This is a genomic window from Aeromonas sp. 84A (assembly GCF_051919345.1).
In the GTDB taxonomy this organism is placed as follows: Bacteria; Pseudomonadota; Gammaproteobacteria; order Enterobacterales; family Aeromonadaceae; genus Aeromonas; species Aeromonas veronii.
Genome location: NZ_JBQBEW010000001.1, coordinates 572,518 through 594,631, shown reverse-complemented (window position 1 = coordinate 594,631; position 22,114 = coordinate 572,518). Strand labels below are relative to the sequence as shown.

Here is a 22,114-nt window from a genome sequence, read left to right as displayed (position 1 = left end):
AGGGCGAAATGCTGACAAAAAGGCCTCACTCGTGAGGCCTTTTTCATCTTTCTGATGATTCTTTCTTTGGCTGAGAGGGCGAGATTGCTAGAATCGCCTATTCATCGCTCCGAGTGGAACGCTTAACCCCGTGATTTCAGGTTTATCTATGCATTCATCGGCCCATTATCGACAACTGCTGGCGCGCCTGCCCCAGATCGCCGTCGCAGCGGATCAGTTTGAAGTGCTCTACAGCGCCCAGGATTTCAAACGCCGCATTCTTGCGCTTATCGCCAGTGCCACCCGGCGCATCTATCTGGTCGCGCTCTATCTGCAGGATGACGAAGCAGGCCGGGAGATCCTCTCCGCCCTCTACGCCGCCAAGCAGCGCAATCCGGCCCTCGACATCAAGCTGTTCGTCGACTTCCACCGTGCCCAGCGCGGCCTGATCGGCAAAGGCAAGCAGGGCGGCAACCACCTGATGTATCAGGCCATGGCTGCCGAACACGAGCACCAGATCGAAATCTACGGCGTGCCGGTCAAAGGGCGCGAGCTGCTCGGCGTGCTCCACCTCAAGGGCTTCATCTTTGATGATGTGGTGCTCTACTCCGGTGCCAGCCTCAACGACATCTACCTGCATCAGCAGGATCGCTACCGCTTCGATCGCTATCACCAGATCACCAGCCCGGAGCTGGCCCGCAGCATGGTCAACTACGTGGATGATCTGTTCGTGAAGAGCGATGCGGTGCAGCGACTGGATCACAGCGACATCCCCAGCGCCAAGCAGCTGAAGGGGCCGATCCGCCGCTTCAAGCAGAACCTGCGCCAGAGCCAGTACCGCTTCAGCACCATGCCGGTCAACACCCAGGAGGTGGCCGTCACCCCCATGGTGGGTCTGGGCAAGCGCAACAATCAGCTCAACCTGATGATCCGCAATCTGGTGCGCGCCACCGAGCGGGAGATCTTCATCTGCACCCCTTACTTCAACCCCCCCAAGGAATTGAGCAAGGATATCGAGGATCTGCTGCAGCGCGGTTGCAAAGTCACCATCGTAGTGGGCGACAAGACCGCCAACGACTTCTTCATTCCGCCGGAAGAGAAGTTTTCCACTATCGGTGGCCTGCCCTATCTCTACGAGACCAACCTGCGCAAGTTTGCCGAGCGCAACCAGCGCCACATCGACGACGGCCGCCTCAACCTGATGCTCTGGTGTTGCGAGCGCAACTCCTACCATCTCAAGGGGATCTTTGTGGATGATGAGTGGGCCCTGCTCACCGGCAACAACCTCAACCCGCGCGCCTGGGCGCTGGATCTGGAGAACGGCCTGCTGGTGCACGATCGTCGCCACCTGCTGCGTCCCCAGTTCAACGCGGAGCGGGAGAACATCCTGACCAACACCAAGCGGATCAGCCACTTCGATCAGGTTGAGCAGATCCAGGACTACCCGGAACAGGTGCGCAAGCTGCTGGGACGGATCCATCGGGTCAAGGCCCATTTGTTGCTCAAACGCATCATCTGACCTTGGGCGCCATGCGCCCGCACCTTGCCTGTTGGCAGCCGCACAAAGGCCTCCCGTTTTCGGCAGGCCTTTGTTATATCCGCCGTTTCCCCCGCCTTGGCGGCCCAGCCAGCAGCAACTCGGCTTGCATCGGCCCCGCAACAACCCCTATCATCTGGACATATTTACAGTGTTTTCGGGCATCTAATTGATGAAATTGGATAAAATTCCTCTCGATAGCCTCAAGGGTGTCGGCAGCAAGATGCAGGAGAAGCTCGAGCGGCTGGGACTGGCCACGGTACAGGACCTGCTGTTCCATCTCCCCCTGCGCTACGAGGACCGCACTCAGGTGTGGCCCATCGGCGATCTGCCGCCCGGCCTGCACGGCGCCGTCGAGGGGGAGATCCAGGACACTCAACTGGTGATGGGGCGCCGCCGTATGATGGTCTGCCGCATCAGCGACGGCACCGGCACCCTCACCCTGCGCTTCTTCAACTTCACCGCAGCCCAGAAAAACAGTCTGGCGGCGGGCCGCCTGATCCGCTGCTTTGGCGAGGTGCGCCCCGGCAAATACGGGCTGGAGATGGCCCACCCCGAGTACAAGCTGCTCGGCGAGGAGCAGGCCGGTCAGACCGAAGAGGCGCTCACCCCCGTCTACCCGACCACCGAGGGGCTGCGCCAGCTCACCCTGCGCAACCTCACCGATCAGGCGCTGGCCCAGCTCGACCTCTACGGCGTCGAGGAGCTGCTGCCCGCTGGCCTCTATCCCCATCAGATTGAGCTGGCCGCCGCCCTGAAATTGCTGCACCGCCCGCCCCCCTCGGTAGCGCTGCCGCTGCTGGAAAGCGGCCAGCATCCGGCCCAGCAGCGATTGGTGCTGGAAGAGCTGCTGGCGCACAACCTCTCGGTCTTGAAGGTGCGTGCTCAGGCACAAACCCAGCTGGCCCGCGCCCTCAAACCGGCACCCGAGCTGATTGAACAGCTGCTCGGCGCCCTGCCGTTCAAGCCCACCGACGCCCAGAGCCGGGTAGTGGCCGAGATAAGTAAGGATCTGCAACAGAGCCACCCCATGATGCGGCTGGTGCAGGGGGATGTGGGCTCCGGCAAGACGCTGGTCGCGGCGCTGGCGGCCCTGCAGGCTATCGGCAACGGTTGTCAGGTGGGCTTGATGGCGCCGACCGAACTGCTGGCGGAACAACACGCCATCAACTTCGCCAAGTGGCTGGAGCCGCTCGGCATCGGAGTCGGCTGGCTGGCGGGCAAACAGAAAGGCAAGGCGCGGGAAGAGTCGCTGGCCGCGATCAAAGATGGCAGCGTCAAGATGGTGGTGGGCACCCACGCCATCTTTCAGGAGCAGGTGGTGTTCCAGCGCCTCGCCTTGGTCATCATCGATGAACAGCACAGATTCGGGGTGCATCAGCGCCTCGCCCTGCGCGAGAAAGGGGAGCGGGAGGGGGTACATCCCCATCAGCTGATCATGACCGCCACCCCCATCCCCCGCACCCTGGCGATGACCGCCTATGCCGACCTCGATACCTCGGTCATCGACGAACTGCCGCCGGGCCGCACCCCCATCACCACAGTCGCGCTGCCCGACAGCCGCCGCGGCGATGTGATCGAGCGGGTCAAGCTCGCCTGCACCGAGGGCAAGCAGGCCTACTGGGTCTGCACCCTGATCGAGGAGTCGGAGGTGCTGGAGTGTCAGGCTGCCGAGGATACCGCCGCCGAGCTGCAAAACCTGCTGCCCGGCCTGCATATCGGGCTGGTACACGGCCGAATGCGGCCGGTCGAGAAACAGCGGGTGATGGAGGAGTTCAAGGCAGGCATACTGCAACTGCTGGTCGCCACCACCGTCATCGAGGTGGGGGTGGATGTGCCCAACGCCAGCCTGATGATCATCGAGAACCCGGAGCGGCTCGGGCTGGCGCAGCTGCACCAGCTGCGCGGTCGGGTTGGCCGGGGGGCGGTGGCCTCACACTGCGTGCTGCTCTATCATGCCCCCTTGTCCAAGACGGCCCAGAGCCGGCTCGGGGTGCTGCGGGAGACCAACGACGGCTTCCTCATCGCCCAGCGCGATCTGGAACTGCGCGGCCCGGGGGAACTGCTCGGCACTCGCCAGACCGGTCTGGCCGATCTCAAGATCGCTGATCTGGTACGGGATCAGCCGCTTATTCCACAGGTGCAAAAAATGGCGCGCTTCCTCATGGATAGGCATCCTAGTCATGTCGAACCCTTGATTCGCCGTTGGCTCGGTCTGCGAGACCACTACTCAAACGCCTGACAACAAATCCCAAAACAGGAGGAAAGCAACCATGAATTCCTGGCTACGCGGCCTGCTCTACACCTTCGCCTTCCTGCTGCTGTTTGTCTGGGTTGCCCTCGGCCTGTTCGACGCCGAGCGCGCCAAAGGCCCCATCGCCAGCTGGATCAGCCAGCAGACCGGCGTGCCGGTCACCATAGGGCGACTGGTGTTCAACCCGCTGCACCCCTACACCCTGCTGGCTGAGCAGGTGCGTTACGGCGATGCGGTCTCCCTCGACAAGATCTATCTGGAGATCGAGAGCATCGACTGGCTGAGCCGCGACGTGCGCATCGCCCATCTCGATCTCATTCGTCCCGCCATCAAGCTGCCGCTGCCCAACCAGCTACCGAGCCTGCCGGTGCACTCCCTCACCATCAGTGACAGCACCATAGACCGGCTCAGTCTGGAAAGCCCCGAGCTGACCCTGCGCGGCCTCAATGCCACCCTGAGCGACTGGGAGCTGATCGATCCGAAACGGCAACCACAGGCCAACCTGAGCCTCAATATCGGCCAGCTGGAGACTCCGCAGTTCACCTTCGCCCGTCTCAACCTGCAAGGACGGCTGGAGGGGGAAGTGCTACGCACCGACAAGCTGGTGACCAACCTGTTCGACGGTCTGCTGGAGACCGGCATGGTGCTGGACTGGCCCGCCCGCACCCTGCAACTGCATGACCTCAAGGCGCGCGGCATGCGGGTGGAGCTGGGGGATCTGACACAACAAGGCTTCCCGCAGCGCTTCCCGTTGCAAAGCGTGTCGCTGGATCGCGGCCAGCTGGATGGCGTCAGCCTCAACGACATCAATCAGGAGCTCTCCTTCAACAACTTCAGCGGCCAGCTCACCGCCTTCCACTGGCAGGCGGGCAACCAGCCCACCGGCTATCTGAGCGGCACCCTGGGCGACATGGGCCGTGGTCTGTTCCAGCTGGAGGAGATCAAGGGCAAGCTCGCCTTCTCGCCCCAGCAGATCGACGGCGAACTGCAGGGCAAGGCCTATGAAGGGGAGTTCAATGTCGAGCTATCCCTCGATACCCAGCAGCAGAAGCTGACCCTGAAAGACGTGGCGCTGAGCGGCATGGATATCAGCCTGCCACAAGGGTGGTGGCAGGATTGGCAGAGCTGGCGTCCGCAGCAGGTCGATATCCGCAAGCTGGCGTTCGACAAGCTCAAGGTGCTCTCCTTCGACGATACCCTGCCCCTGTCGCTGACCGGCTGGCAGCTCTATCTGAGCGATCTCGCCCTGCGCGGCAATCAGCCCGGCCCGCTGCTTGGCCGTGCCCTCATTGAGAGCAAGTGGTTCGAGCTGGTGTGGGATGGCCTCAGCGCCCGTAACGGCGAGCTGGATGGGGAGCTGACCCCCAGCTCCTGGCAGTTGAGCAAGCTCACCAGCTCGCTGCCGGATGAGGGCACCCTCAGCCTGAGTGGCCAGTGGGGCCGCGAACCGGGCCAGAGCAGCCGCCTGCAGCTGCAGGCGACCAAGCTGGATCTGCAACAGTGGGGCAAGATATTCCACTCCCCTGTCTCCTTCGCCGGCAAGGCGGACGTGAGCGCCGACCTGCAAGCCGAACACGGCAAAACGGCGGGCGAGTGGCGCCAGACCCTGCAAGGCAGCTTTGCCCTCGATGCCGACGAGCCGTTCTGGGATAAGGTGAAGATAGATCCGCTGCTGGATGAATGGTTCAAAGGGACGACCCCGCCCACCCTGACGCCGGATCAGCTGTGGCAGGCGATGCAGGAGGGTGACACCCCCTTCTACCGCATCAAGCTGCAGGGCAAGATCGACAAGGGGCAACTGCAGATCGAGCAGGCTGGCGCCTCCACCATCACTCATCTGCTGGCGCTGCAAGGGGGGATCGATCTGGTCAACGAGCAGTGGCAGCTGGATCTGGGTATCCTCAACGGCAACCGCTGCGCCGAGCTGCTCGGCCAGTGGCGCGGGCCGTTGACGGAACCCACGCTGGCTTGGAGCTTCCCTCAGAAGCAGGACGCCTGCGGCTGGGAAGTGGGAGTACGCTATCCGCCGCAAGGCAACAGCGCCCCGCTCTGGCGACCGGCTCCCGCACCGAAAGCCCAAAACCAGGCCCAAGTGCAGACCCAAGCCGGGCAGACAAGCGAAAGCCAGCAAGGGTAAAAACAGACAAGGCCTCATGATGAGGCCTTGTTGTTTGATGGGGAAACGACGCGGTTACTGGCCCGGACGGCGGGGCGGCTGCACCACGTAGTGGCCGAGGAACTCCGCAGCCAGTTTGCTGCCGCTGAACAGCTGGATCTTGAGGCTGAAGGTGGCAGGCTCGCCCCGTTTGAGCGGCTGCAGCACGGCGGGCATCCCCTCGCGAGCCACTCGCGCCTCGGGTTCCTCATCGACCGGGCCATGATATTTGATGGTGCTCTCGGCCAGCACCGGCTCGCCCACCAGCCCCTCCTCTTTAAGCTGCAGCCAGATCAGCCCCCAGCCCGCCAGCACGCACTGGCTGTAGACACTGCCGGCGAACATGCTGCCATGCACGTTGCAGTTGGCCGCCAGATTGGCCTTGAGGTGGAAAGTCTGGCCATCGTAGTGGCTGATGTGCATCCCCATCTTCTCGCTGATGGGTACCCCGCGCGACCAGCGGGTGGTGAGATCCTGACACCACTCCGGCCGGTACTGGATAGTCTGCAACGGGCTCAGGGATTTGATCATCTGGCGATGGGGAATCCGGCCAAAGGAGACGGGGCCGCCCCCCACTTCGAGAAAGCCGCACTTGCGATAGAACTCCACCGCCTCCTGACGGGCGTTCATCACCAGCCGTTTCACCTTCTCGCTGCGGGCCAGCTCCTCGAGATCCTCCACCATTTTGGCGCCCAGCCCTTGACCGCGATATTCGGGACGCAGCGCCATAAAGCGGATCTGCGCCTCGTCACCGCCGATAAAGAGGCGGCCCACCGCGATGGGGGTACCATCGGGTGCCAGCATCAGCCGGTGAATGGCGACCGTATCGTATTCGTCCCGCTCGGAACCGACGGGCAGATTGAAGGGCTTACGCAGAAGCTCCCAGCGCAACTGGTAGTAGGCATCCAGCTCGGCGACTGTCTGAGGGGTGACTACCCGGTACATAGTTTCATCCTTGAGTTACACTGGTCGGAAACCATCTTGCCGTGCAAATTCATGGACTTCAATCTGCAAGCGTACCAAGCCGATCACTTGTTGCACCTCAGCGTCAAACCCCAGCGCCGCCTCACCGTGCAGGAAAATGAGCAGCACCGCTGGCTGGAGATAGACGGCGTGGTGCAATCCGCCATGTCGCTCGCCGACCCCGCCGCCCTCTGTCTGCCCCATCAGCGAGTCATCGCCTGCCTGCTGCCGGAACAGGCCGGGCAGATCCTCGAACTCGGGCTGGGTGGCGGCGATCTCACCCGCCATCTGAGTCAGCGCTGGCCCGATGCCCGCCACGAGTGCGTTGACCTCGACGAAGAGGTGCTGACCGTTTATCAGCAGTTTTTCCAGCATCTGGAGAGCGATGAACGCGCCGCTCCGGCCCTCCATCAGGCCGATGCCCTCGCCTTTCTGGAGCAGAGCGAACAGCAGTACGATCTCATCCTGCTCGATCTCTTCAGTCAGGATGGCAACCCGCTGCTGCTGTTTCAGGAGCGGCTCTACCGGGCGCTGGCTCCCCGGCTGAACGGCACTCTGGTCATCAACCTGCTGCCGCGCACCGAACGGGAGCTAACCCACGCCCTGACGCTGATAGAACAGTGGATTGGCCCGGCTACCCCCTATCCGGTCGCAGGGCTCATCAACGTGATTGTCCACGTCATACCGCGGGATCAGGCATCCTCAGACCTGTAGCCAGAAGGTAACCGGGCCGTCGTTGACCAGCGCCACCTTCATGTCGGCGGCAAAACGCCCGGTTGCGGTCGGGATGCCGCTGGCAGCAGCCTTCGCCACGAAGTAGTCATAGAGGCGCTCTGCCTCGCTCGGGTGGGCACCGCAGGAGAAGCTCGGGCGCATCCCGCTCTTGGTGTCGGCCGCCAGGGTAAACTGTGAGACCACCAGCAGACTGCCGCCGATCTGGCTGACATTGAGGTTCATCTTGCCATTCTCGTCACTGAAGACCCGATAGCCGCTCACCTTGTGCAGCAGCTTGTCGGCCTTGGCCTCATCATCCCCCTGCTCCACCCCGAGCAGCACCAGCAGCCCCTGACCGATGGCGCCGGTCACCTCCCCCTCAACGGTCACGCTGGCCTCGGAGACCCGCTGAATCAGTGCAATCACATCCCTCTCCTCTCAAAACAGAACGACCGCCCCGGCTCGATTGCAGGGGCGGTCGTCGATGCTACCAATAAACCGGTGGCCAAGGCGATGGCTTAGCCCAGCTCTTCACTGGCTGGCTTCTCGTATTCACCGAGGCAGGCCGTGGTTTCCGCACCAAGCAGCACCACCAGCCAACTCAAATAGACCCAGACAAACAGGATCGGGATGGTCGCCAGCGCGCCGTAGATGGCCTGATAGGAGGGGAAGCTGGTGATGTAGATGGCAAAGCCGCGCTTGGCCAGCTCAAACAGGGTCGCCGCCACCAGCGCGCCGATAAAAGCGTGGGCCAGCCGCACCTTGCAGTTCGGTACCACGGTATAGACCAGCAGGAAGGTGAGCACCGAGAAGAGGAACGGCAAGCCGCGCAGCAGCAGATAGCCGATGCCGAACAGGCTCTCGGCGCCAAACAGCCGCAGCGAGAAGATGTAGGAGGAGATGGCGATACTGGCCCCGATAAGCACGGGCCCCAGGGTGAGGATCATCCAGTACATGGCAAACGCCTGCGCCAGCGGGCGGCCCTGGGTCGAACGCCAGATGTAGTTGAGGTTCTTGTCGATGGCGGAGATCAGCATCAGCGCCACCACCACCAGCGCCCCGATCCCCACCGCAGTGGTGTTGGTGGCATTGGCGACGAAGCCGTCGATGTACTCCTTGAGCACCTCTCCCGCCGTCGGTACGAAGTTGTGGTAGACGAACTGCTCCATCGCCTGTTTGAGGCTCTGGAACACCGGGAAGGCGGACATCATGCCAAAGACCACGGCGATCATCGGCACCAGCGAAAGCAGGGTGACATAGGCCAGATAGCCGGCAGTGACCGTCAATCTGTCCTGCTGGAAACGGCCCCAGACAAACTGGGCAAAGTGGCGACCATCATGGCGCAAGAAGGAGAGGGCGTGGGCCAAACGGCCGCTGACAGGCTGCTGCATCTTGATTCTCGTTAGCGTCATAGTGGCAATATTGTGTCAGAGGCGAGTGCTGTTTGACCACCTTTGAACCCGATTTGCCCCCATCTCCCCCAACCTGTCGCCCGGGTTACGCCTCCGACTGTCGCCAGAAGCAGAGATAAAAACGGCCCCGCTATGGGGCCGTTTGCAATGCCGGATTACAGCATGTAGTCCGCAGGCAGCTCGATGCGGGCAACGCCAGAGGCCACCGCCGCCAGCGCCACGGCGCGGGCAACCCGCGGCAGCAGACGGGCATCCATCGGCTTGGGAATGACGTAATCCTTGCCGAAGGCGAGCTCGCTGACCCCGGCAGCGGTCAGCACCTCGGCCGGCACCGGCTCCTTGGCCAGTGCACGGATCGCCTCGACCGCGGCAATCTTCATGGCATCGTTGATACGGCTGGCACGGGCATCGAGGGCGCCGCGGAATATGAAGGGGAAGCAGAGCACGTTGTTGATCTGGTTCGGGTAGTCGGAGCGACCGGTGCCCATGATGAGGTCGCTGCGCACCCCGTGGGCCAGCGCCGGTTTGATCTCCGGGTCCGGGTTGGAGCAGGCGAAGATCACCGGATTGGGCGCCATCAGGGCGACCGCCTCGGCGGGCAGCACATCGGGGCCGGAGACACCGACAAACACATCCGCCCCTTCGATGACATCCATCAGGGTGCGCAGCGGGGTCTCGTTGGCGAAGCGCTGCTTGTACTTGTTGAGATCGCTGCGGCCGGTGTGGATAACGCCCTGACGATCCAGCATGAAGATGTTGTGCGCTCTGGCGCCACACTTGATCAGCAGGTCCATGCAGGCGGTGGCGGCAGCCCCCGCCCCCATGCACACAATGCGGCTGTCGCTGATGAGCTTGCCCTGGATCTCCAGCGCATTGAGCAGACCGGCGGCGGTGACGATGGCAGTGCCGTGCTGGTCATCATGGAACACCGGAATATCGCAGCGCTCGATCAGCGCCTGCTCGATCTCGAAGCACTCAGGTGCCTTGATATCTTCCAGATTGATGCCGCCGAAGGTATCGGCGATAGCCGCCACCGTATCGATGAACTGTTGGCTGGTCTCGTGCTTCACCTCGATGTCGATGGCGTCGATGCCGGCGAAGCGCTTGAACAGCAGGGCCTTGCCTTCCATCACCGGCTTGGAAGCGAGCGGCCCCAGATTGCCCAGCCCCAGAATGGCGGTGCCGTTGGAGATGACGGCCACCAGATTGCCCTTGCCGGTATAGCGATAGGCATCGGCCGGGTTGGCGGCGATCTCGCGCACCGGCTCGGCAACACCCGGGCTGTAGGCCAGCGCCAGATCGCGGGCGGTTTCGGCGGGCTTGGTCAGGGCGATGGCAATTTTGCCCGGTACGGGCTGGGCGTGGTAATCGAGTGCTTCTTGACGCAGATCGGACATGGGGGACCCCGATGTGGTTGGTGCAAATGAGGTGCCGACAGGGGGCACGCAGAAGGGCGGGGATGATAAAAGAAAGCGGTGGGCATGCCCAGCAGATCATGCTGCCATTAGCCAGATCAGACCAGTTATTTCAGCAACTTACCCCACCAACACCTACCACTTTAGTTATAGATCCTGCTATGTGGGGTAAAAATAGAGCAAAAAGGGCGGCAAGTTGGCCTTGCCGCCCTTTCTGTCAGTTCTGTAGACCTGACTCAGTTGCCCAGATAGACCGGCAGCAAATTCGCCATCGACAGGAAGTGGAACAGCGCCGTCGCCAAACCGAACAGGATCAGCAACCAGGCCATCAGCTTGCCGCCTGGGGTAACGAAGTGGGGTGTCACTTCGCCCCGCTCGGCCCGCGCCCGGGTGCGCAACACCAGCAGTGCCGGGATGATGCAGGTCCAGATGGTGGCGGCGGCACCGGCATAACCAATAGCCAGCAGGAAGCCGAACGGGAAGAGCAGGGAGAGCACCAGCGGCGGCAGGAAGGTGACCGCCCAGGTCTTGCAGCGACCGGCGCGGCTGTTGTCGAACTTGAACAGATCAGCCAGATAGTCGAACACCCCGAGCCCCACCCCGATAAAGGAGGAGAGAATGGCCGCCATGGAGAAACCGTTAATGGCGCTGGCCACCTTCTCCGATTCGATCACCCCTGAAAGCGCGGAGAGCAGCACACTCACGTCTCCTCCCTTGGCAATCACGGGAGCAAAATCCTGACGAGGCAGGTTGCCGAAGATCCCCAGCAGCCAGAGCACGTAGAGCGCCAGCGCGATCAGGGTTCCCCCCAGAATGGCCCATCTGGCCTGCTGCTCGTTCTGGTAGTAGGCACGCAGGGAGGCAACCGAGTGGTGATAGCCGAACGAGGTGAGCGCCACCGGCAGCATCGCCATGGCATAGGGGGCGTAGCGACTCTCGCTACCCGCCAGATCGAGCAGGGTCGGCAGCTTGATACTGCCGAGCAGACCGGCCACACCGAGAGCGAAGCTGAGGATCATGAAGGCGATCAGCACCACCGAAATACGGTCAACGGCGCGAGTCGAGTGCCACACCACCGCAGAGAAGAGCGCCACAAACAGCACGGATGCAAGCTTGCTGTCGATCCCCAGTATCCCCTGCAGGATGGCACCAGAGGAGGTGATATAGGCGTAGAGCAGAATGCCGCCAACAAAGTAGACCGAGAGGTTGTTGAGGAGATTGAGCTTCTCCCCCAGCAGCTCGCGAGTCACAGTATTGAAGGAGACCCGCATGTCGTGGTGCTGGAAAGATTCCAGCAGCATCCAGCCGGAGAGGGTCATCATCACCATGGTGACGGTCAGCGCCAGCACCGACCAGAGGGTCCAGGCCCCCGCCCCCGAACTCGGCAGACCGAGCATGCCGGCTCCCACGCAGACGCTGGCAATGATGCAGGCGCCCCCCAAAATTGACGGTTTTTTCTTCATAATCCCTTCTTTTTCTGACTGATTATCTATCCGCGGTAAACAAGACCGCGGCATGATGCCAGCCTTTGCCATGAGACGCCTACCACTATCTGCCATAACCGGGCATAGCCGCCGCATAAAAAATGCCCCGAACGGGGCACTCTATCAGCGGGAATGGTGTGAAGAAGGGTTAATCCATCACCGGGATACCTGCCCTCGCTTCGGCCTGACGGGCGATGGCCTCGGTCATCCCCTGAAAAATGAAGAGGTGGAACGGCAGCATGGCGAGCCAGTAGGCCAACCCCCAGGCGCCCTGCGGGTGCCAGTGAGCGGATACCCGGATGTGGGTCAGACCCGACTCCTCCGGCAGGATGTTGAACTCCAACCGCCCGACGCCCGGGGCCTTCATGTTGAACAAGAGATCGAGCCTGCGCCCCTCATCCACCCCGAGGATCTGCCAGGAGTCGAGCATGTCCCCCTTCACGAAACGATCGGGATTGGTGCGGCCACGGGTGCGGGCCGGGCCGCCGATCAGGTGATCCATCCATTCGCGCACCACCCACAGCTGGTTCATGTAGAAGTAGCGCTGCTCACCCCCCAGCTGCTGCAACACCTGCCACACCACCTCGGGAGAGGCGAGACAGATGGCCTCGCCGCTGGCGGTGCGGTCGTAGAAGCCATATTCGGGATGGCGCCAGCGCAGGCCAAGCGGCGTCTCCTGCCCCTGCTGCTCGGCACCCAGCTTCTGCTCCAGCGCCAGACTCTCCGCCAACGCCTCGTCGAAGCTGAGCAGAGTCTGTGGCAGCAGGGCCTGCAGCGGGCCATCATCGGCCGGAATATCGTGCTTGAGCCCCCCACCAGCGCCTTGGCCACCGGCTGCGGCACCGAGGTGACAAACTGCAGCCACCAGGCAGAGAGGCGCGGGCTCAGAAACGGGATGGGAATGATGGGGCAGCGCTTGCCGATATGGGCGGCAAACTTCTGCAACTGCTGCTGATAGCTGAGCAGCTCGGGGCCGACCGCATTGAAAATGCGGCCATCCACCTCGTCGGCTTCCACCAGCCCACCCAGATAGTGCAGCAGGTTGGACAGCGCAATCGGCGGCGTGCGCGAGCGCACCCATTTGGGCGTCACCATCATCGGCAGGTTGAACACCAGATCCCGCATCACCTCGAACGCCGCCGAACCGGGCCCGATGATGATGCCGGCGCGCAGCTCCACCGTCGGCACACCGGAGTCGCGAAACAGCTCGCCACAGTGGCGGCGAGAGTTGAGATGGCGGCTGTTGCACTGCTCAGGCTGGATTGCCCCGAGATAGATGATGCGACGCACCCCGGCGGCACGAGCGGCGGCAGCAAAGTTCTTTACCCCCTGCTGCTCCAGCCGATGAAAATCGGCCCCCGCCCCCATGGCATGCACCAGATAGAAGACGGTATCTATGCCCGCCAGCGCAGGCAGCAAGGTGATGGGCTTGAGGCTATCGGCGAGGCGAAACTCCACCCCCTCAGGCAAGCGGCAGGGACGGCGCGCCCCGGCAATTACCCTGTAGCCCAGGGTTTGCAGGTGGGGCACCAGATAGGAACCGATATAGCCCGCCGCTCCCATCACCATACAATTTCTCATCCTCTCTTCCTCTTCACATGTTGCGACCTGCGCTTGGGCAAACGGACCAGCACCCGCATGCCCATCATCCTGCCACGCCACCACCTTGCAACCTAGTACTAACCACCTCCCTGATTAGTCCGATTTGGTGTTAAGCCATGCTCACTAACCGGTCGATAACTGACCAGATGTATAGCGCCGAGGGCGAATGTATGCGCATCGATCACTACGACCTCCAGGGGGAGGTGCAATACCGGCAACAACAGGCCCAGAGCCGCAAGGTGCGCAACCTCGGGCCCGTGCCACCCATCGTCAATCCACCGGAAGGCAACAACGCGGCAGTGGCCGGCGAACGCAGCAGCACCCTGACGTTGCAAACCGCAAGGCAATCCGTCGCCAGCCAGCAAGCGGCAACACCGCCCGCAGCGGACGTCGGCAAAGAGCAGGATGGCATTCCCGACGATGGGCTGGATAACCGCCAGCGGCTGATCAAGCTGATGATCGAGGCGATGCTGGGCCACGAAATCGAGCTGCCCAAGCCGATCAAACCCTCCGAAGAGGGAGGCGATGGGGTGACCCAAGGAGACGCCACGGCTCAAGCCGCCGAGCCGGATCAACTGGTGGAGGTGACTGACACCCTGCTGCAACAGGAGCAGCTCAACGTGGTGGCATCGGCCAGCGTAGCGACTCAAGATGGTCAGACTATGCAGCTCGATCTCGGCTTTGTGCTCGACTGGCGTCAGCTGGAGGTGAGCCAGCGGCGCACCACCCTCAATGCCCTCAAGGATCCGCTGGTGCTCAGTCTGGATGGCAAGATTGCCGATCTGACCGAGGCACGGGTCACTTTCGATATTGATCAGGATGGCAAAGAGGATAGCCTGCCGGGCTTGAGTGAAGGGAGCGGCTTTGTGGCGCTGGATCGCAATGGCAACGGCACCATAGACGATGGGGGCGAGCTGTTTGGTGCTCGCTCCGGCAATGGCTTCGGCGAGTTGGCAACCCTGGATGAGGATGGCAACGGGGTGCTGGATGAGGGCGATAGCCAGTTTTCAGCCCTGCAGTTCTGGCATCCGGAGCACGCACCTATCGCGCTGGTCGAACTGGGGATCGGCGCCATCCTGCTGCGCCCCCTCGACACCCCCTTTAACCATCTGGGGGAGAACGGCAATCAGGGGGTGCTGCGCCAATCCGGCCTCTATCTCACCGAACAGGGTAAAGGAGGCTGGGTGCAGCAGATCGATCTGCGGGTCTGAGCCTTTAAACGGAATCAGCAGCCCGGTCGCTGACGAGCTCTGCCAGCGACCGGCTCCGGCACCATCAACTCAGCTCGGTGGGGTCGATATCCAGACTCCAGCGCACCCTTTTGGTCTCAGGCCAGCCTTCCAGCTCCTTTACCGCCCAGTCCAGCAGTTGTGCCAGCGGTGCCCGGTTCGGCCCCTGCACCAGCAACTGCATGCGAAACTTGCCCGCCTTGCGCTCCATAAAACCGCTGATGGGCCCCAGCACCTGAACATGGGGATAGCGGGCACTACGCAAGGTATCGGCGAGACGGGCGAGGAACAGCTGCACCTCGTCACGACCGTTGGCCTCGGCCCGAAACAGCCCCTGATAGCTGAAGGGCGGCAGCCCCAGCAGGCGGCGCTCTTTCAGCGCCGTATCGGCGAAGTGGCCGTAACCGTTCTGGGTCAGATCCTGCAGCAAGGCGTGCTCCGGATGGTGGCTCTGCAGCACCACCAACCCGGGTTTGCTGGCGCGACCGGCACGGCCCGCCACCTGGGTGTAGAGCTGGGCCAGTTTCTCAGCAGCGCGAAAATCGGCGCTGAACAGGGCACCATCCACATCCAGCAGGCCCACTAGCGTCACATCCGGGAAGTGGTGGCCCTTGGCCAGCATCTGGGTGCCGATCAGGATCTTGTACTTGCCCGCCTTGATGTCGCCGAGATGGGTCTCCAGCTCCCCCTTGCGGCGGGTGTTGTCCCGATCGATGCGCACCACCGGATATTGCGGGAACACCGTCGTGAGCAGCTGCTCCAACTGCTCGGTGCCCACTCCCGATCCGATCAGTTCGTTGCTGCCACATTCGGGGCAGTGGTGAGGCAACGGGCGCACGCTGTCACAGTGGTGGCAGTGCAGCCGTCGTCCGGCCTGATGCCAGGTGTACCAGGCATCACAGCGCTCACAGGCGGCGCTCCAGCCACACTGGTGGCAGATAAGAGCCGGGGCATAGCCACGGCGGTTGAGAAACAGCATCACCTGATTGCCCGCCGCCAGATGCTCCGCCATCAGCTGCTCCAGCTGGGGGGAGAGCCCGGCCTGCAACCGCACGTTCTTGATATCCAGGATCACCTGACGGGCGGTCTGGGCGTTACCGGCACGGCGAGTCAGGGTGAGATGGTGATACTTGCCGGTGCGGGCGTTGTGCAGCGTCTCCAGGGACGGGGTGGCCGAGCCAAGCAGGATGGGGATACCGGCACGATGAGCCCGCATCACCGCCAGATCCCGCGCGTGGTAGCGAAAACCGTCCTGCTGCTTGAAGGAGCCGTCGTGCTCCTCGTCGATGATGATGATGCCGAGGTTGTGAAACGGGGTGAACACCGCGGAGCGGGTACCGATCAGGATGGCGGCGCCGCCGTCGCGACAGGCGAGCCAGGCGTCGAGCCGCTCCCTGTCGTTCATGGCGGAGTTCATCGCTACCACCGGCACGTTGAAGCGGCGCCGGAAGCGGTTGATGGTCTGCGGGGTGAGGCCGATCTCCGGCACCATCACCAGCGCCTGTTTGCCCGCCTTGAGCAAGGGCTCGAGGATGCTTAAATACACCTCGGTTTTGCCGGAGCCAGTGATGCCATCCAGCAGAAAGGCGCCGAACTTGTCGCTCTGGCTGGTAACGGCGGAGACGGCCAGTGCCTGCTCGCCGTTGAGGCGCAGCCCCTCCCCCGGTTCAAAGCGGGCAGCCCAGTCGCCATCGTGGCTCGGCTCCAGCGAGCGCTTCTCCAGCAGCCCCTTCTTCTCCAGCGCGGTGAGAGCTGCGCTCTGGATCTCCTCCTGCTTGAGGGCGGAGGGGGTCTGCGGCCCCTTGCGCAGCAAGGCGAGCGCCTGCTGCTGCTTGGCCGCCCGCTTGAGCTCGTTAAGGTCGATGGCCATGCCAGCCTCGGTGGCAAACCAGAACTCCAGTTCGCGATAAGCGGCAGGCTCCCCCTTGCGCACCAACACCGGCAGGGCGTGGGGCAGCACTTCCCCCAGCGGATGCTGGTAGTAGCTGGCGCTCCAGTTCATCAGCGCCAGAATATCCGGCCCCAGCACCGGAGCCGTGTCCAATACCCGTTTGATGGGCTTGAGCTTGTTGCGGGGCACTTGGCTGTCGGCCGGATGATCCACCACCAGCCCGACCAGGGTCTGGGGACCGAAAGGGATCTCGACCCGGCAACCGGGGGCAGGTAACGGCAGGGGAGAGAGATAGTCGAAGTGACGGCGTAACGGTACCGGGACAGCGACACGAACCAGATCCAGCGTTTGGGAAGAATTCACCAGGGGTTGCCTATTTTTTCTGCGAAGCCACTTGCCTGATCTCAGGCATTTCCTATATTATTCGCAGCCTTTGAAACTGTGTTCAACAATCGTGTGGTGTCCGACAAGAGATCGGATGGCGACACGGCCTATTAATTGAGGTTGTCCATGAAAGCTGGTATCCATCCTGACTACGTAGCCATCACCGCCAAGTGCTCTTGCGGTAACGTCATCAACACTTTCTCTACCATCGGTAAAGATCTGAACCTGGACGTGTGCTCCGAGTGCCACCCGTTCTACACCGGCAAGCAGAAAGAAGTTTCTAGCGGCGGCCGCGTAGACAAGTTCAACAAGCGTTTCGGTGCGATGACCACCAAGAAGTAATTTTACTTCTGAAGAATTCTGAAAAAGGCGCCCAATGGGCGCCTTTTTTACGATCCCTGTTTTTCATCATTCATGTTCCCGCAGCCAGACGCATTCGCCCCTACTGGCCAAATCCTTTGGAACGACGCAAATAGACATACCCCTCACCCGGGCTACCCCAGCGCGGGCTCCCTGCGTTGTCATAGGCGCGATCCAGCAATCTGACGCTGTCGGGACCAATCCAGATATGCTGCACCAGCGTCGTGGCACCGCCAAAATCGGTGGAGCAATGGCCCACCCGGGTGTGACCGGCATATTCGCCGGAGGGAGTGCGTGTCAGCCAGATCTCGCAACCGTGGCGCAAGGAGAGCTGCTGCGGGGTCAGACTGTCGAGCAGGGCGGGATCATGCCAGGCACCGGCAAAATCGGTGGCACGGGGCATGGTCAGCTCTGCCATCAGGATCCGCCCGTCAGGGGCGGGGGAGAAGCGATAGATGCGCTGGCGGAAGGGACGGACGGAGCGCAGACTCAGGTACTGCTCGGCATAGACCCAGCGATAGCCCTGATAGCCGGGCCAGATCTCCATCAGGCGCAGCTCGGCACTGGTAAAGCGGCTGTCGTAACTGGCCTGCTCCCGGCTCGTAAAGGCCCCGTTGAACCAGCTGAGTAGCGGCTCCATACCGGGCTTGAGTGGGGTAGCCTGAGGCGCCGGCCCTGCCAACACCAGACAGGAACAGAGCAGCCCGAATGCGGCCACCAGCAACTTTGCCATCGAATCCTTCCGAATCATCATAGTGGCGGCGATTATATGAGCGAATTTCCCCAATAACAGCCATTACGATCAAATCATTGCCACTCTGGTGTAAAAACCTCACAAGGATGCCAGTCCGCTCACTAAACCCGATATTTTGCCACCGCCTTGTTGAGCAGCTGGGCCTGCTCGTTGAGGCCCTCGCTGGATCTCGCATTTTCCTCTGCCATGATGCTCGACTCCTGGGCGATGTCGCGGATGTTGTTGACGTTGCGGTTCACCTCGTTGGCCACCAGACTCTGTTGCTCGATGGCTGCCGCAATCTGGGTGCTCATGTCCATGATGTGGGTAACATCCTGAGTGATCTGCCCCAGCAACTCCCCTGCGGTACTGGCCTGATCCGAGCTGCGGTTGCCCTGCTCGCGGCAGGTTGCCATCACCTCGACGATGCTGCCGGTCTGTTTCTGCAGCGAGCTGATGATGCCAGCGATCTCCTGGGTCGATTTCTGGGTACGGATGGCCAGATTGCGCACCTCATCGGCCACTACCGCAAAGCCGCGCCCCTGATCCCCTGCCCGAGCTGCTTCGATGGCTGCGTTGAGGGCCAGCAGGTTGGTCTGCTCGGCAATGCCGCGGATCACGTCGAGCACAGAGCCGATGGTCTCGCTCTCTTTTTGCAGCTGGCTCACCTCGCGAGATGAGCTCTCCAGATTGCCCGCCAGCGAGCGGATCTGCTCGACAGTATTCTCGACCGCAGCCCGCCCCTCCATCGCCTTGTTGTTGGTCGCCTGCGCATTGTTGGCCGCCTGCTCGGTGTTGCGGGCGATCTCTTCGATGGTGGAGCCCATCTCGGTGGAAGCGGTTGCTACCATGTCGGTCTCCTGCAGCTGGCGCGCCGCCCCTTCACTGGTGCGCTTGACGTTGGCCGAAAGGTGATCCGCTGCTTCGGTCAGGGTGTGCACGCTCTGCTTCACATCGCCGATCAGGTCGCGAAACCCGCCCAGCATCACGTCGAGATTGCCTGCCAGCTGGGCCATTTCATCTGCCCCGCGCAGATCTATCTTCAGGCGCAGGTCATTATCCTGACGAATGCGGTTGACGGTATCATTCACCTGAGTAATGGGACGGTCGATGCTGCGCCCCAGCAACACGCTCATGATGCCGATCAGCACCACAATCACACCGCCACAGACCAGCATCAGGCTGTTGAGGCGAGCGCTCTGCCGCTCCAGCTCAGCGACAATGTGCTGATCGACGGCGGCAAACCCCTGTTCGGTCTGATGCACCAGATCCCGCATCTGGTTGCGCAGCCCCTCATCCTCTTTCAGCCCCAGTACCTGCATCCCCTGCACCAGCGCCACAAAGTCCTGCCGGTACTGCTTGCTGGCCTGCTCCAGCTTGCCGCGATCCGCCTCCGGCAAAGTGGCAAGGCTATCCTGAAAACTCTTGTGCAAGGTTTCAAAACGCTCCAGATACTGGATATCGGAGCGCAGCATGAAGTCCTTCTCCGCCCGCCTCAGCTGCAACATGGTGATGAGCAACCCCTGCTGATCCAGCTGCTTGAGCCCATTCTCCACCTCATGCACCGCCGCCCTCAGCTTGCCATAGAGCCCCTCCTCCGGCCCCAGACCAATCTTCTGCTGCTGGGCCACCAGATCGTTGAAGGCTTTGCCATAGCCGCTGATCTGCTGATCCAGTCTGGTCAGCTCCCCCTCGACGGCCGCCAGATTGTCATCGGTCACCAGCTCCCGGTTGTGCTGGTGAAAGTCAGACAGCCCCTGATTGAAGCGCTCGACGAAGGTCATATCCTTACGGATCAGAAAATCCTTCTCGGCCCGCCGCAAGTTGAGCATGGCGATCTCCAGCTGGTCGATATTGCGCTGAGCTTCGGTCAGGTGACGGTGCACCTGGCTGGAGTAGATAAACAGGCCGCTCAGTACCAGCATGGCAACGGCAACCAGCACGGTATTCAGGATCAACTTATGACGGATAAGCACGATAGACCTCTCGCAAACTGGCAGTGAACTGCATTGAGCTTATGCAGAAAAGCGGCGACTGGTGATCTGTGCAAGGAATATTCATTGAAATGCCACACCCACTCCTTATACTGGTTGCACCTGTTTCCAGCCGTGGATTTGACACTATGGAATACAATACTTCTGAACTGTGCGACATCTATCAGGACATGGTGGATGTGCTTGAGCCCATGCTCTGCTCCTTCGGCGGCCGCGCCTCTTTCGGCGGCGTCATCACCACCGTCAAATGCTTCGAATCGAATGGCCTGATCCGTGAACTCGTCAAAGAGAACGGACTGGGACGCGTCTTGCTGATCGATGGCGGTGGCTCTATGCGCCGCGCCCTGATCGACAGCGACATCGCCACCACGGCGGCCGAGAATGATTGGGAAGGGATTGTCTGCTACGGCTGCGTCCGCGAAGTCGATATTCTGGAAGATCTGGATATCGGCATTCAGGCACTGGCAGCCATTCCGGTCGGTGCCGACAGCAAGGATGTAGGGGAGACCGATCTGCCGGTCAACTTCGGTGGCGTGACCTTCCTGCCTGACGACCACCTCTACGCCGATACCACAGGGGTGATCCTCTCCCCCGAGGCACTCGATATCGAGTAAGCCACAGACAGCGTGACGACGGGAGCTTTGGCTCCCGTTTTTTATGTCTGCAACTTGCTGAAAAATGACAAAAAAAGAGGGCCAGATAAACTGGCCCTTAACTGGAAGCAATGTGAGCAATGTCGTGCCTTCACAAGAAGTCCATCACGTTGGAACGAATGAAGTCTTTCCCGGAAAACAAGTTAACAATAATCATTCTCATTTAACTAGGCAAGCGCTATTTGCAGAAAGTGCAAAAAAATTGACCACCGCGAAGGGTGGTCAATCTGGTCAGGCTTGCCGGGTGGCCGTTTGCAGGCTGGATAATCCGGCCTCGCCCACCAGCTTGCGGCTGAGGTAGCGCAGCAAGACACCGTAGAGCGGCACGAACAAACCAAGGCTTATCAGCAACTTGAATACGTAATCGACGGTTGCGATCTCGACCCAGTGCTCTGCCATGAAAGGATCTGTGGTGCGCCAGAAGGCCACACTGAAGAAAGCGATGGTATCAACCAGATTACCGAACAGGGTGGAGGCCGCTGGCGCAATCCACCACTGCTTGAGCAGACGCAGGCGGTTGAACACCACCACATCCATGAACTGCCCTACCAGATAGGCCATAAAGCTGGCCAGCGCGATACGCGCCACGAACAGGTTGAATTCGGCCAAATGACCAACGCCCTGGAAGTTCCCTTCAAAGAAGAGTACGGAGAGCGCATAGGAAACCGCCAGTGCTGGCAGCATCACGGTCTGGATAATCTTGCGTGCCAGACCGGCACCGAAGATCCGCACCGTCAGGTCGGTCGCCAGGAAGATAAACGGGAAGCTGAACGCACCCCAGGTGGTATGGAAGCCAAACACGGTGATCGGCAGCTGCACCAGATAGTTGCTGCTGGCAATGATCAGAATGTGGAACAACGATAGGCGAACGAGCGCCGTTTGGTACTGCGCAGGGGTCAGATTCATCTTGTGACCTTTTTGGTTAATGGGGTTAGGGAACCCATATCGCCACCATTGGCGATAATCGAGGGGCGAGATTATACGCCCCCAAACCGATAGTTCAATCTTTATGCGATTACGCTTGTCCAGGTTGGCCTGCGGCAGAGCAGGCCTTGTGGGCGATAGTCACACCTTGTGCTGTCTGGCGAGCCAGAGCAGCGCCTCCCGATCCGCCGGGCGCACCGCCTCCAGCCAGCAGCCGCTGTAATGTTCGTACTCCAGCCGAAACAGGCTCCCTTCAAACTCCAGCAACCAGCTATGGCGGTCGGCCCCCGCATCCTGCTCGAGCGGCTGCAGCTCCCACTCTCGCAGCAAGGCCTGCGCCAACAGCGGGAACGTGTCCCAATCGAGTGCCGGACAATCCAGCGTCACCACGCCAGCTTCGCTATCTACCTGTTTGATTTGCCAACTCATTC

General features: G+C 61.5%; 17 protein-coding genes and 1 pseudogene. 7 read left to right on the top strand and 11 right to left on the bottom strand.

Features of this window, described 5'->3' with window-relative positions; genetic code table 11:
- The first annotated feature begins 148 nt into the window (after positions 1–148).
- The 3 genes from pssA to ACTG20_RS02765 all read left to right on the top strand — a co-directional run bounded on the left by pssA (position 149) and on the right by ACTG20_RS02765 (position 5,907).
- Entirely contained in the window at positions 149–1,498 is a 1,350-nt protein-coding gene (gene pssA, locus ACTG20_RS02775) for a CDP-diacylglycerol--serine O-phosphatidyltransferase (protein WP_005342654.1), read from the top strand.
- Positions 1,499–1,688: 190 nt separating this feature from the next.
- Positions 1,689–3,758, top strand: coding sequence for an ATP-dependent DNA helicase RecG (recG, locus tag ACTG20_RS02770; RefSeq protein ID WP_194494832.1), 2,070 nt, complete (start codon positions 1,689–1,691; stop codon positions 3,756–3,758).
- A 31-nt stretch (positions 3,759–3,789) separates the two neighbouring features.
- Entirely contained in the window at positions 3,790–5,907 is a 2,118-nt protein-coding gene (locus tag ACTG20_RS02765) for an AsmA family protein (protein ID WP_194494833.1), read from the top strand.
- Between the two features lie 54 nt (positions 5,908–5,961).
- On the opposite strand, the gene ACTG20_RS02760 is transcribed toward ACTG20_RS02765, so the two are convergent.
- Positions 5,962–6,870, bottom strand: a complete 909-nt coding sequence (locus ACTG20_RS02760) for a bifunctional GNAT family N-acetyltransferase/hotdog fold thioesterase (RefSeq protein ID WP_194494834.1) — start codon at positions 6,868–6,870, stop codon at positions 5,962–5,964.
- Positions 6,871–6,921: 51 nt separating this feature from the next.
- Between ACTG20_RS02760 and ACTG20_RS02755 the strand changes: the two genes are divergently transcribed.
- Complete coding sequence (locus ACTG20_RS02755) at positions 6,922–7,602, top strand: spermidine synthase (protein ID WP_194494884.1); 681 nt, start codon at positions 6,922–6,924, stop codon at positions 7,600–7,602.
- On the opposite strand, the gene dtd is transcribed toward ACTG20_RS02755, so the two are convergent.
- The 5 genes and pseudogenes from dtd to ACTG20_RS02730 form a co-directional block, all read right to left on the bottom strand.
- Entirely contained in the window at positions 7,591–8,028 is a 438-nt protein-coding gene (gene dtd / locus ACTG20_RS02750) for a D-aminoacyl-tRNA deacylase (RefSeq protein WP_033138812.1), read from the bottom strand. The genes ACTG20_RS02755 and dtd overlap by 12 nt on opposite strands.
- 92 nt (positions 8,029–8,120) lie before the next feature.
- Positions 8,121–8,993, bottom strand: a complete 873-nt coding sequence (locus tag ACTG20_RS02745; RefSeq protein ID WP_041209731.1) for a virulence factor BrkB family protein — start codon at positions 8,991–8,993, stop codon at positions 8,121–8,123.
- A 176-nt stretch (positions 8,994–9,169) separates the two neighbouring features.
- Positions 9,170–10,411: a malic enzyme-like NAD(P)-binding protein gene (locus ACTG20_RS02740; RefSeq protein ID WP_071913998.1), complete on the bottom strand. Its 1,242-nt coding sequence runs from the start codon at positions 10,409–10,411 to the stop codon at positions 9,170–9,172.
- A gap of 254 nt (positions 10,412–10,665) precedes the next feature.
- Positions 10,666–11,892, bottom strand: a complete 1,227-nt coding sequence (locus ACTG20_RS02735; RefSeq protein ID WP_005355439.1) for an aromatic amino acid transporter — start codon at positions 11,890–11,892, stop codon at positions 10,666–10,668.
- A gap of 169 nt (positions 11,893–12,061) precedes the next feature.
- Positions 12,062–13,494: pseudogene (locus ACTG20_RS02730) on the bottom strand (DUF2867 domain-containing protein).
- A 167-nt stretch (positions 13,495–13,661) separates the two neighbouring features.
- Here ACTG20_RS02730 and ACTG20_RS02725 point away from each other — a divergent pair.
- The gene (locus ACTG20_RS02725; RefSeq protein WP_194494836.1) at positions 13,662–14,726 is read left to right on the top strand and encodes a hypothetical protein; all 1,065 of its coding nucleotides are present in this window, start codon (positions 13,662–13,664) and stop codon (positions 14,724–14,726) included.
- Between the two features lie 64 nt (positions 14,727–14,790).
- On the opposite strand, the gene priA is transcribed toward ACTG20_RS02725, so the two are convergent.
- Complete coding sequence (gene priA / locus ACTG20_RS02720) at positions 14,791–16,998, bottom strand: primosomal protein N' (protein WP_181269756.1); 2,208 nt, start codon at positions 16,996–16,998, stop codon at positions 14,791–14,793.
- Between the two features lie 147 nt (positions 16,999–17,145).
- On the opposite strand from priA, the gene rpmE reads away from it, so the two are divergent.
- Positions 17,146–17,361: a 50S ribosomal protein L31 gene (rpmE, locus tag ACTG20_RS02715; RefSeq protein WP_005340673.1), complete on the top strand. Its 216-nt coding sequence runs from the start codon at positions 17,146–17,148 to the stop codon at positions 17,359–17,361.
- Positions 17,362–17,461: 100 nt separating this feature from the next.
- Here the strand turns inward: rpmE and ACTG20_RS02710 are convergent, their stop codons facing one another.
- Positions 17,462–18,112 carry a chromophore lyase CpcT/CpeT gene (locus ACTG20_RS02710; protein WP_005355447.1) on the bottom strand — a complete coding sequence of 217 codons (651 nt, stop codon included), beginning with the start codon at positions 18,110–18,112 and terminating at the stop codon, positions 17,462–17,464.
- A gap of 122 nt (positions 18,113–18,234) precedes the next feature.
- Positions 18,235–20,088, bottom strand: a complete 1,854-nt coding sequence (locus tag ACTG20_RS02705) for a methyl-accepting chemotaxis protein (RefSeq protein ID WP_150997884.1) — start codon at positions 20,086–20,088, stop codon at positions 18,235–18,237.
- 146 nt (positions 20,089–20,234) lie between these two features.
- Between ACTG20_RS02705 and rraA the strand changes: the two genes are divergently transcribed.
- Positions 20,235–20,720: a ribonuclease E activity regulator RraA gene (rraA, locus tag ACTG20_RS02700; protein ID WP_005340678.1), complete on the top strand. Its 486-nt coding sequence runs from the start codon at positions 20,235–20,237 to the stop codon at positions 20,718–20,720.
- A 270-nt stretch (positions 20,721–20,990) separates the two neighbouring features.
- On the opposite strand, the gene ACTG20_RS02695 is transcribed toward rraA, so the two are convergent.
- Positions 20,991–21,665, bottom strand: coding sequence for a 7-cyano-7-deazaguanine/7-aminomethyl-7-deazaguanine transporter (locus ACTG20_RS02695; RefSeq protein WP_194494837.1), 675 nt, complete (start codon positions 21,663–21,665; stop codon positions 20,991–20,993).
- Positions 21,666–21,824: 159 nt separating this feature from the next.
- Positions 21,825–22,112 carry a DUF3630 family protein gene (locus ACTG20_RS02690; RefSeq protein WP_194494838.1) on the bottom strand — a complete coding sequence of 96 codons (288 nt, stop codon included), beginning with the start codon at positions 22,110–22,112 and terminating at the stop codon, positions 21,825–21,827.
- Between the last annotated feature and the right edge of the window lie 2 nt (positions 22,113–22,114).

What these genes read in the sequence shown, in the direction of transcription:
- ACTG20_RS02710 (WP_005355447.1), bottom strand. Translation starts at nt 18,112, where the DNA reads ATGGCAAAGTTGCTGGTGGCCGCATTCGGGCTGCTCTGTTCCTGTCTG.
- ACTG20_RS02690 (WP_194494838.1), bottom strand. Translation starts at nt 22,112, where the DNA reads ATGAGTTGGCAAATCAAACAGGTAGATAGCGAAGCTGGCGTGGTGACG.
- ACTG20_RS02765 (WP_194494833.1), top strand. Translation starts at nt 3,790, where the DNA reads ATGAATTCCTGGCTACGCGGCCTGCTCTACACCTTCGCCTTCCTGCTG.
- ACTG20_RS02725 (WP_194494836.1), top strand. Translation starts at nt 13,662, where the DNA reads ATGTATAGCGCCGAGGGCGAATGTATGCGCATCGATCACTACGACCTC.
- rraA (WP_005340678.1), top strand. Translation starts at nt 20,235, where the DNA reads ATGGAATACAATACTTCTGAACTGTGCGACATCTATCAGGACATGGTG.
- ACTG20_RS02760 (WP_194494834.1), bottom strand. Translation starts at nt 6,870, where the DNA reads ATGTACCGGGTAGTCACCCCTCAGACAGTCGCCGAGCTGGATGCCTAC.
- ACTG20_RS02695 (WP_194494837.1), bottom strand. Translation starts at nt 21,665, where the DNA reads ATGAATCTGACCCCTGCGCAGTACCAAACGGCGCTCGTTCGCCTATCG.
- pssA (WP_005342654.1), top strand. Translation starts at nt 149, where the DNA reads ATGCATTCATCGGCCCATTATCGACAACTGCTGGCGCGCCTGCCCCAG.
- ACTG20_RS02745 (WP_041209731.1), bottom strand. Translation starts at nt 8,993, where the DNA reads ATGCAGCAGCCTGTCAGCGGCCGTTTGGCCCACGCCCTCTCCTTCTTG.
- ACTG20_RS02735 (WP_005355439.1), bottom strand. Translation starts at nt 11,892, where the DNA reads ATGAAGAAAAAACCGTCAATTTTGGGGGGCGCCTGCATCATTGCCAGC.
- ACTG20_RS02740 (WP_071913998.1), bottom strand. Translation starts at nt 10,411, where the DNA reads ATGTCCGATCTGCGTCAAGAAGCACTCGATTACCACGCCCAGCCCGTA.
- recG (WP_194494832.1), top strand. Translation starts at nt 1,689, where the DNA reads ATGAAATTGGATAAAATTCCTCTCGATAGCCTCAAGGGTGTCGGCAGC.
- ACTG20_RS02755 (WP_194494884.1), top strand. Translation starts at nt 6,922, where the DNA reads ATGGACTTCAATCTGCAAGCGTACCAAGCCGATCACTTGTTGCACCTC.
- rpmE (WP_005340673.1), top strand. Translation starts at nt 17,146, where the DNA reads ATGAAAGCTGGTATCCATCCTGACTACGTAGCCATCACCGCCAAGTGC.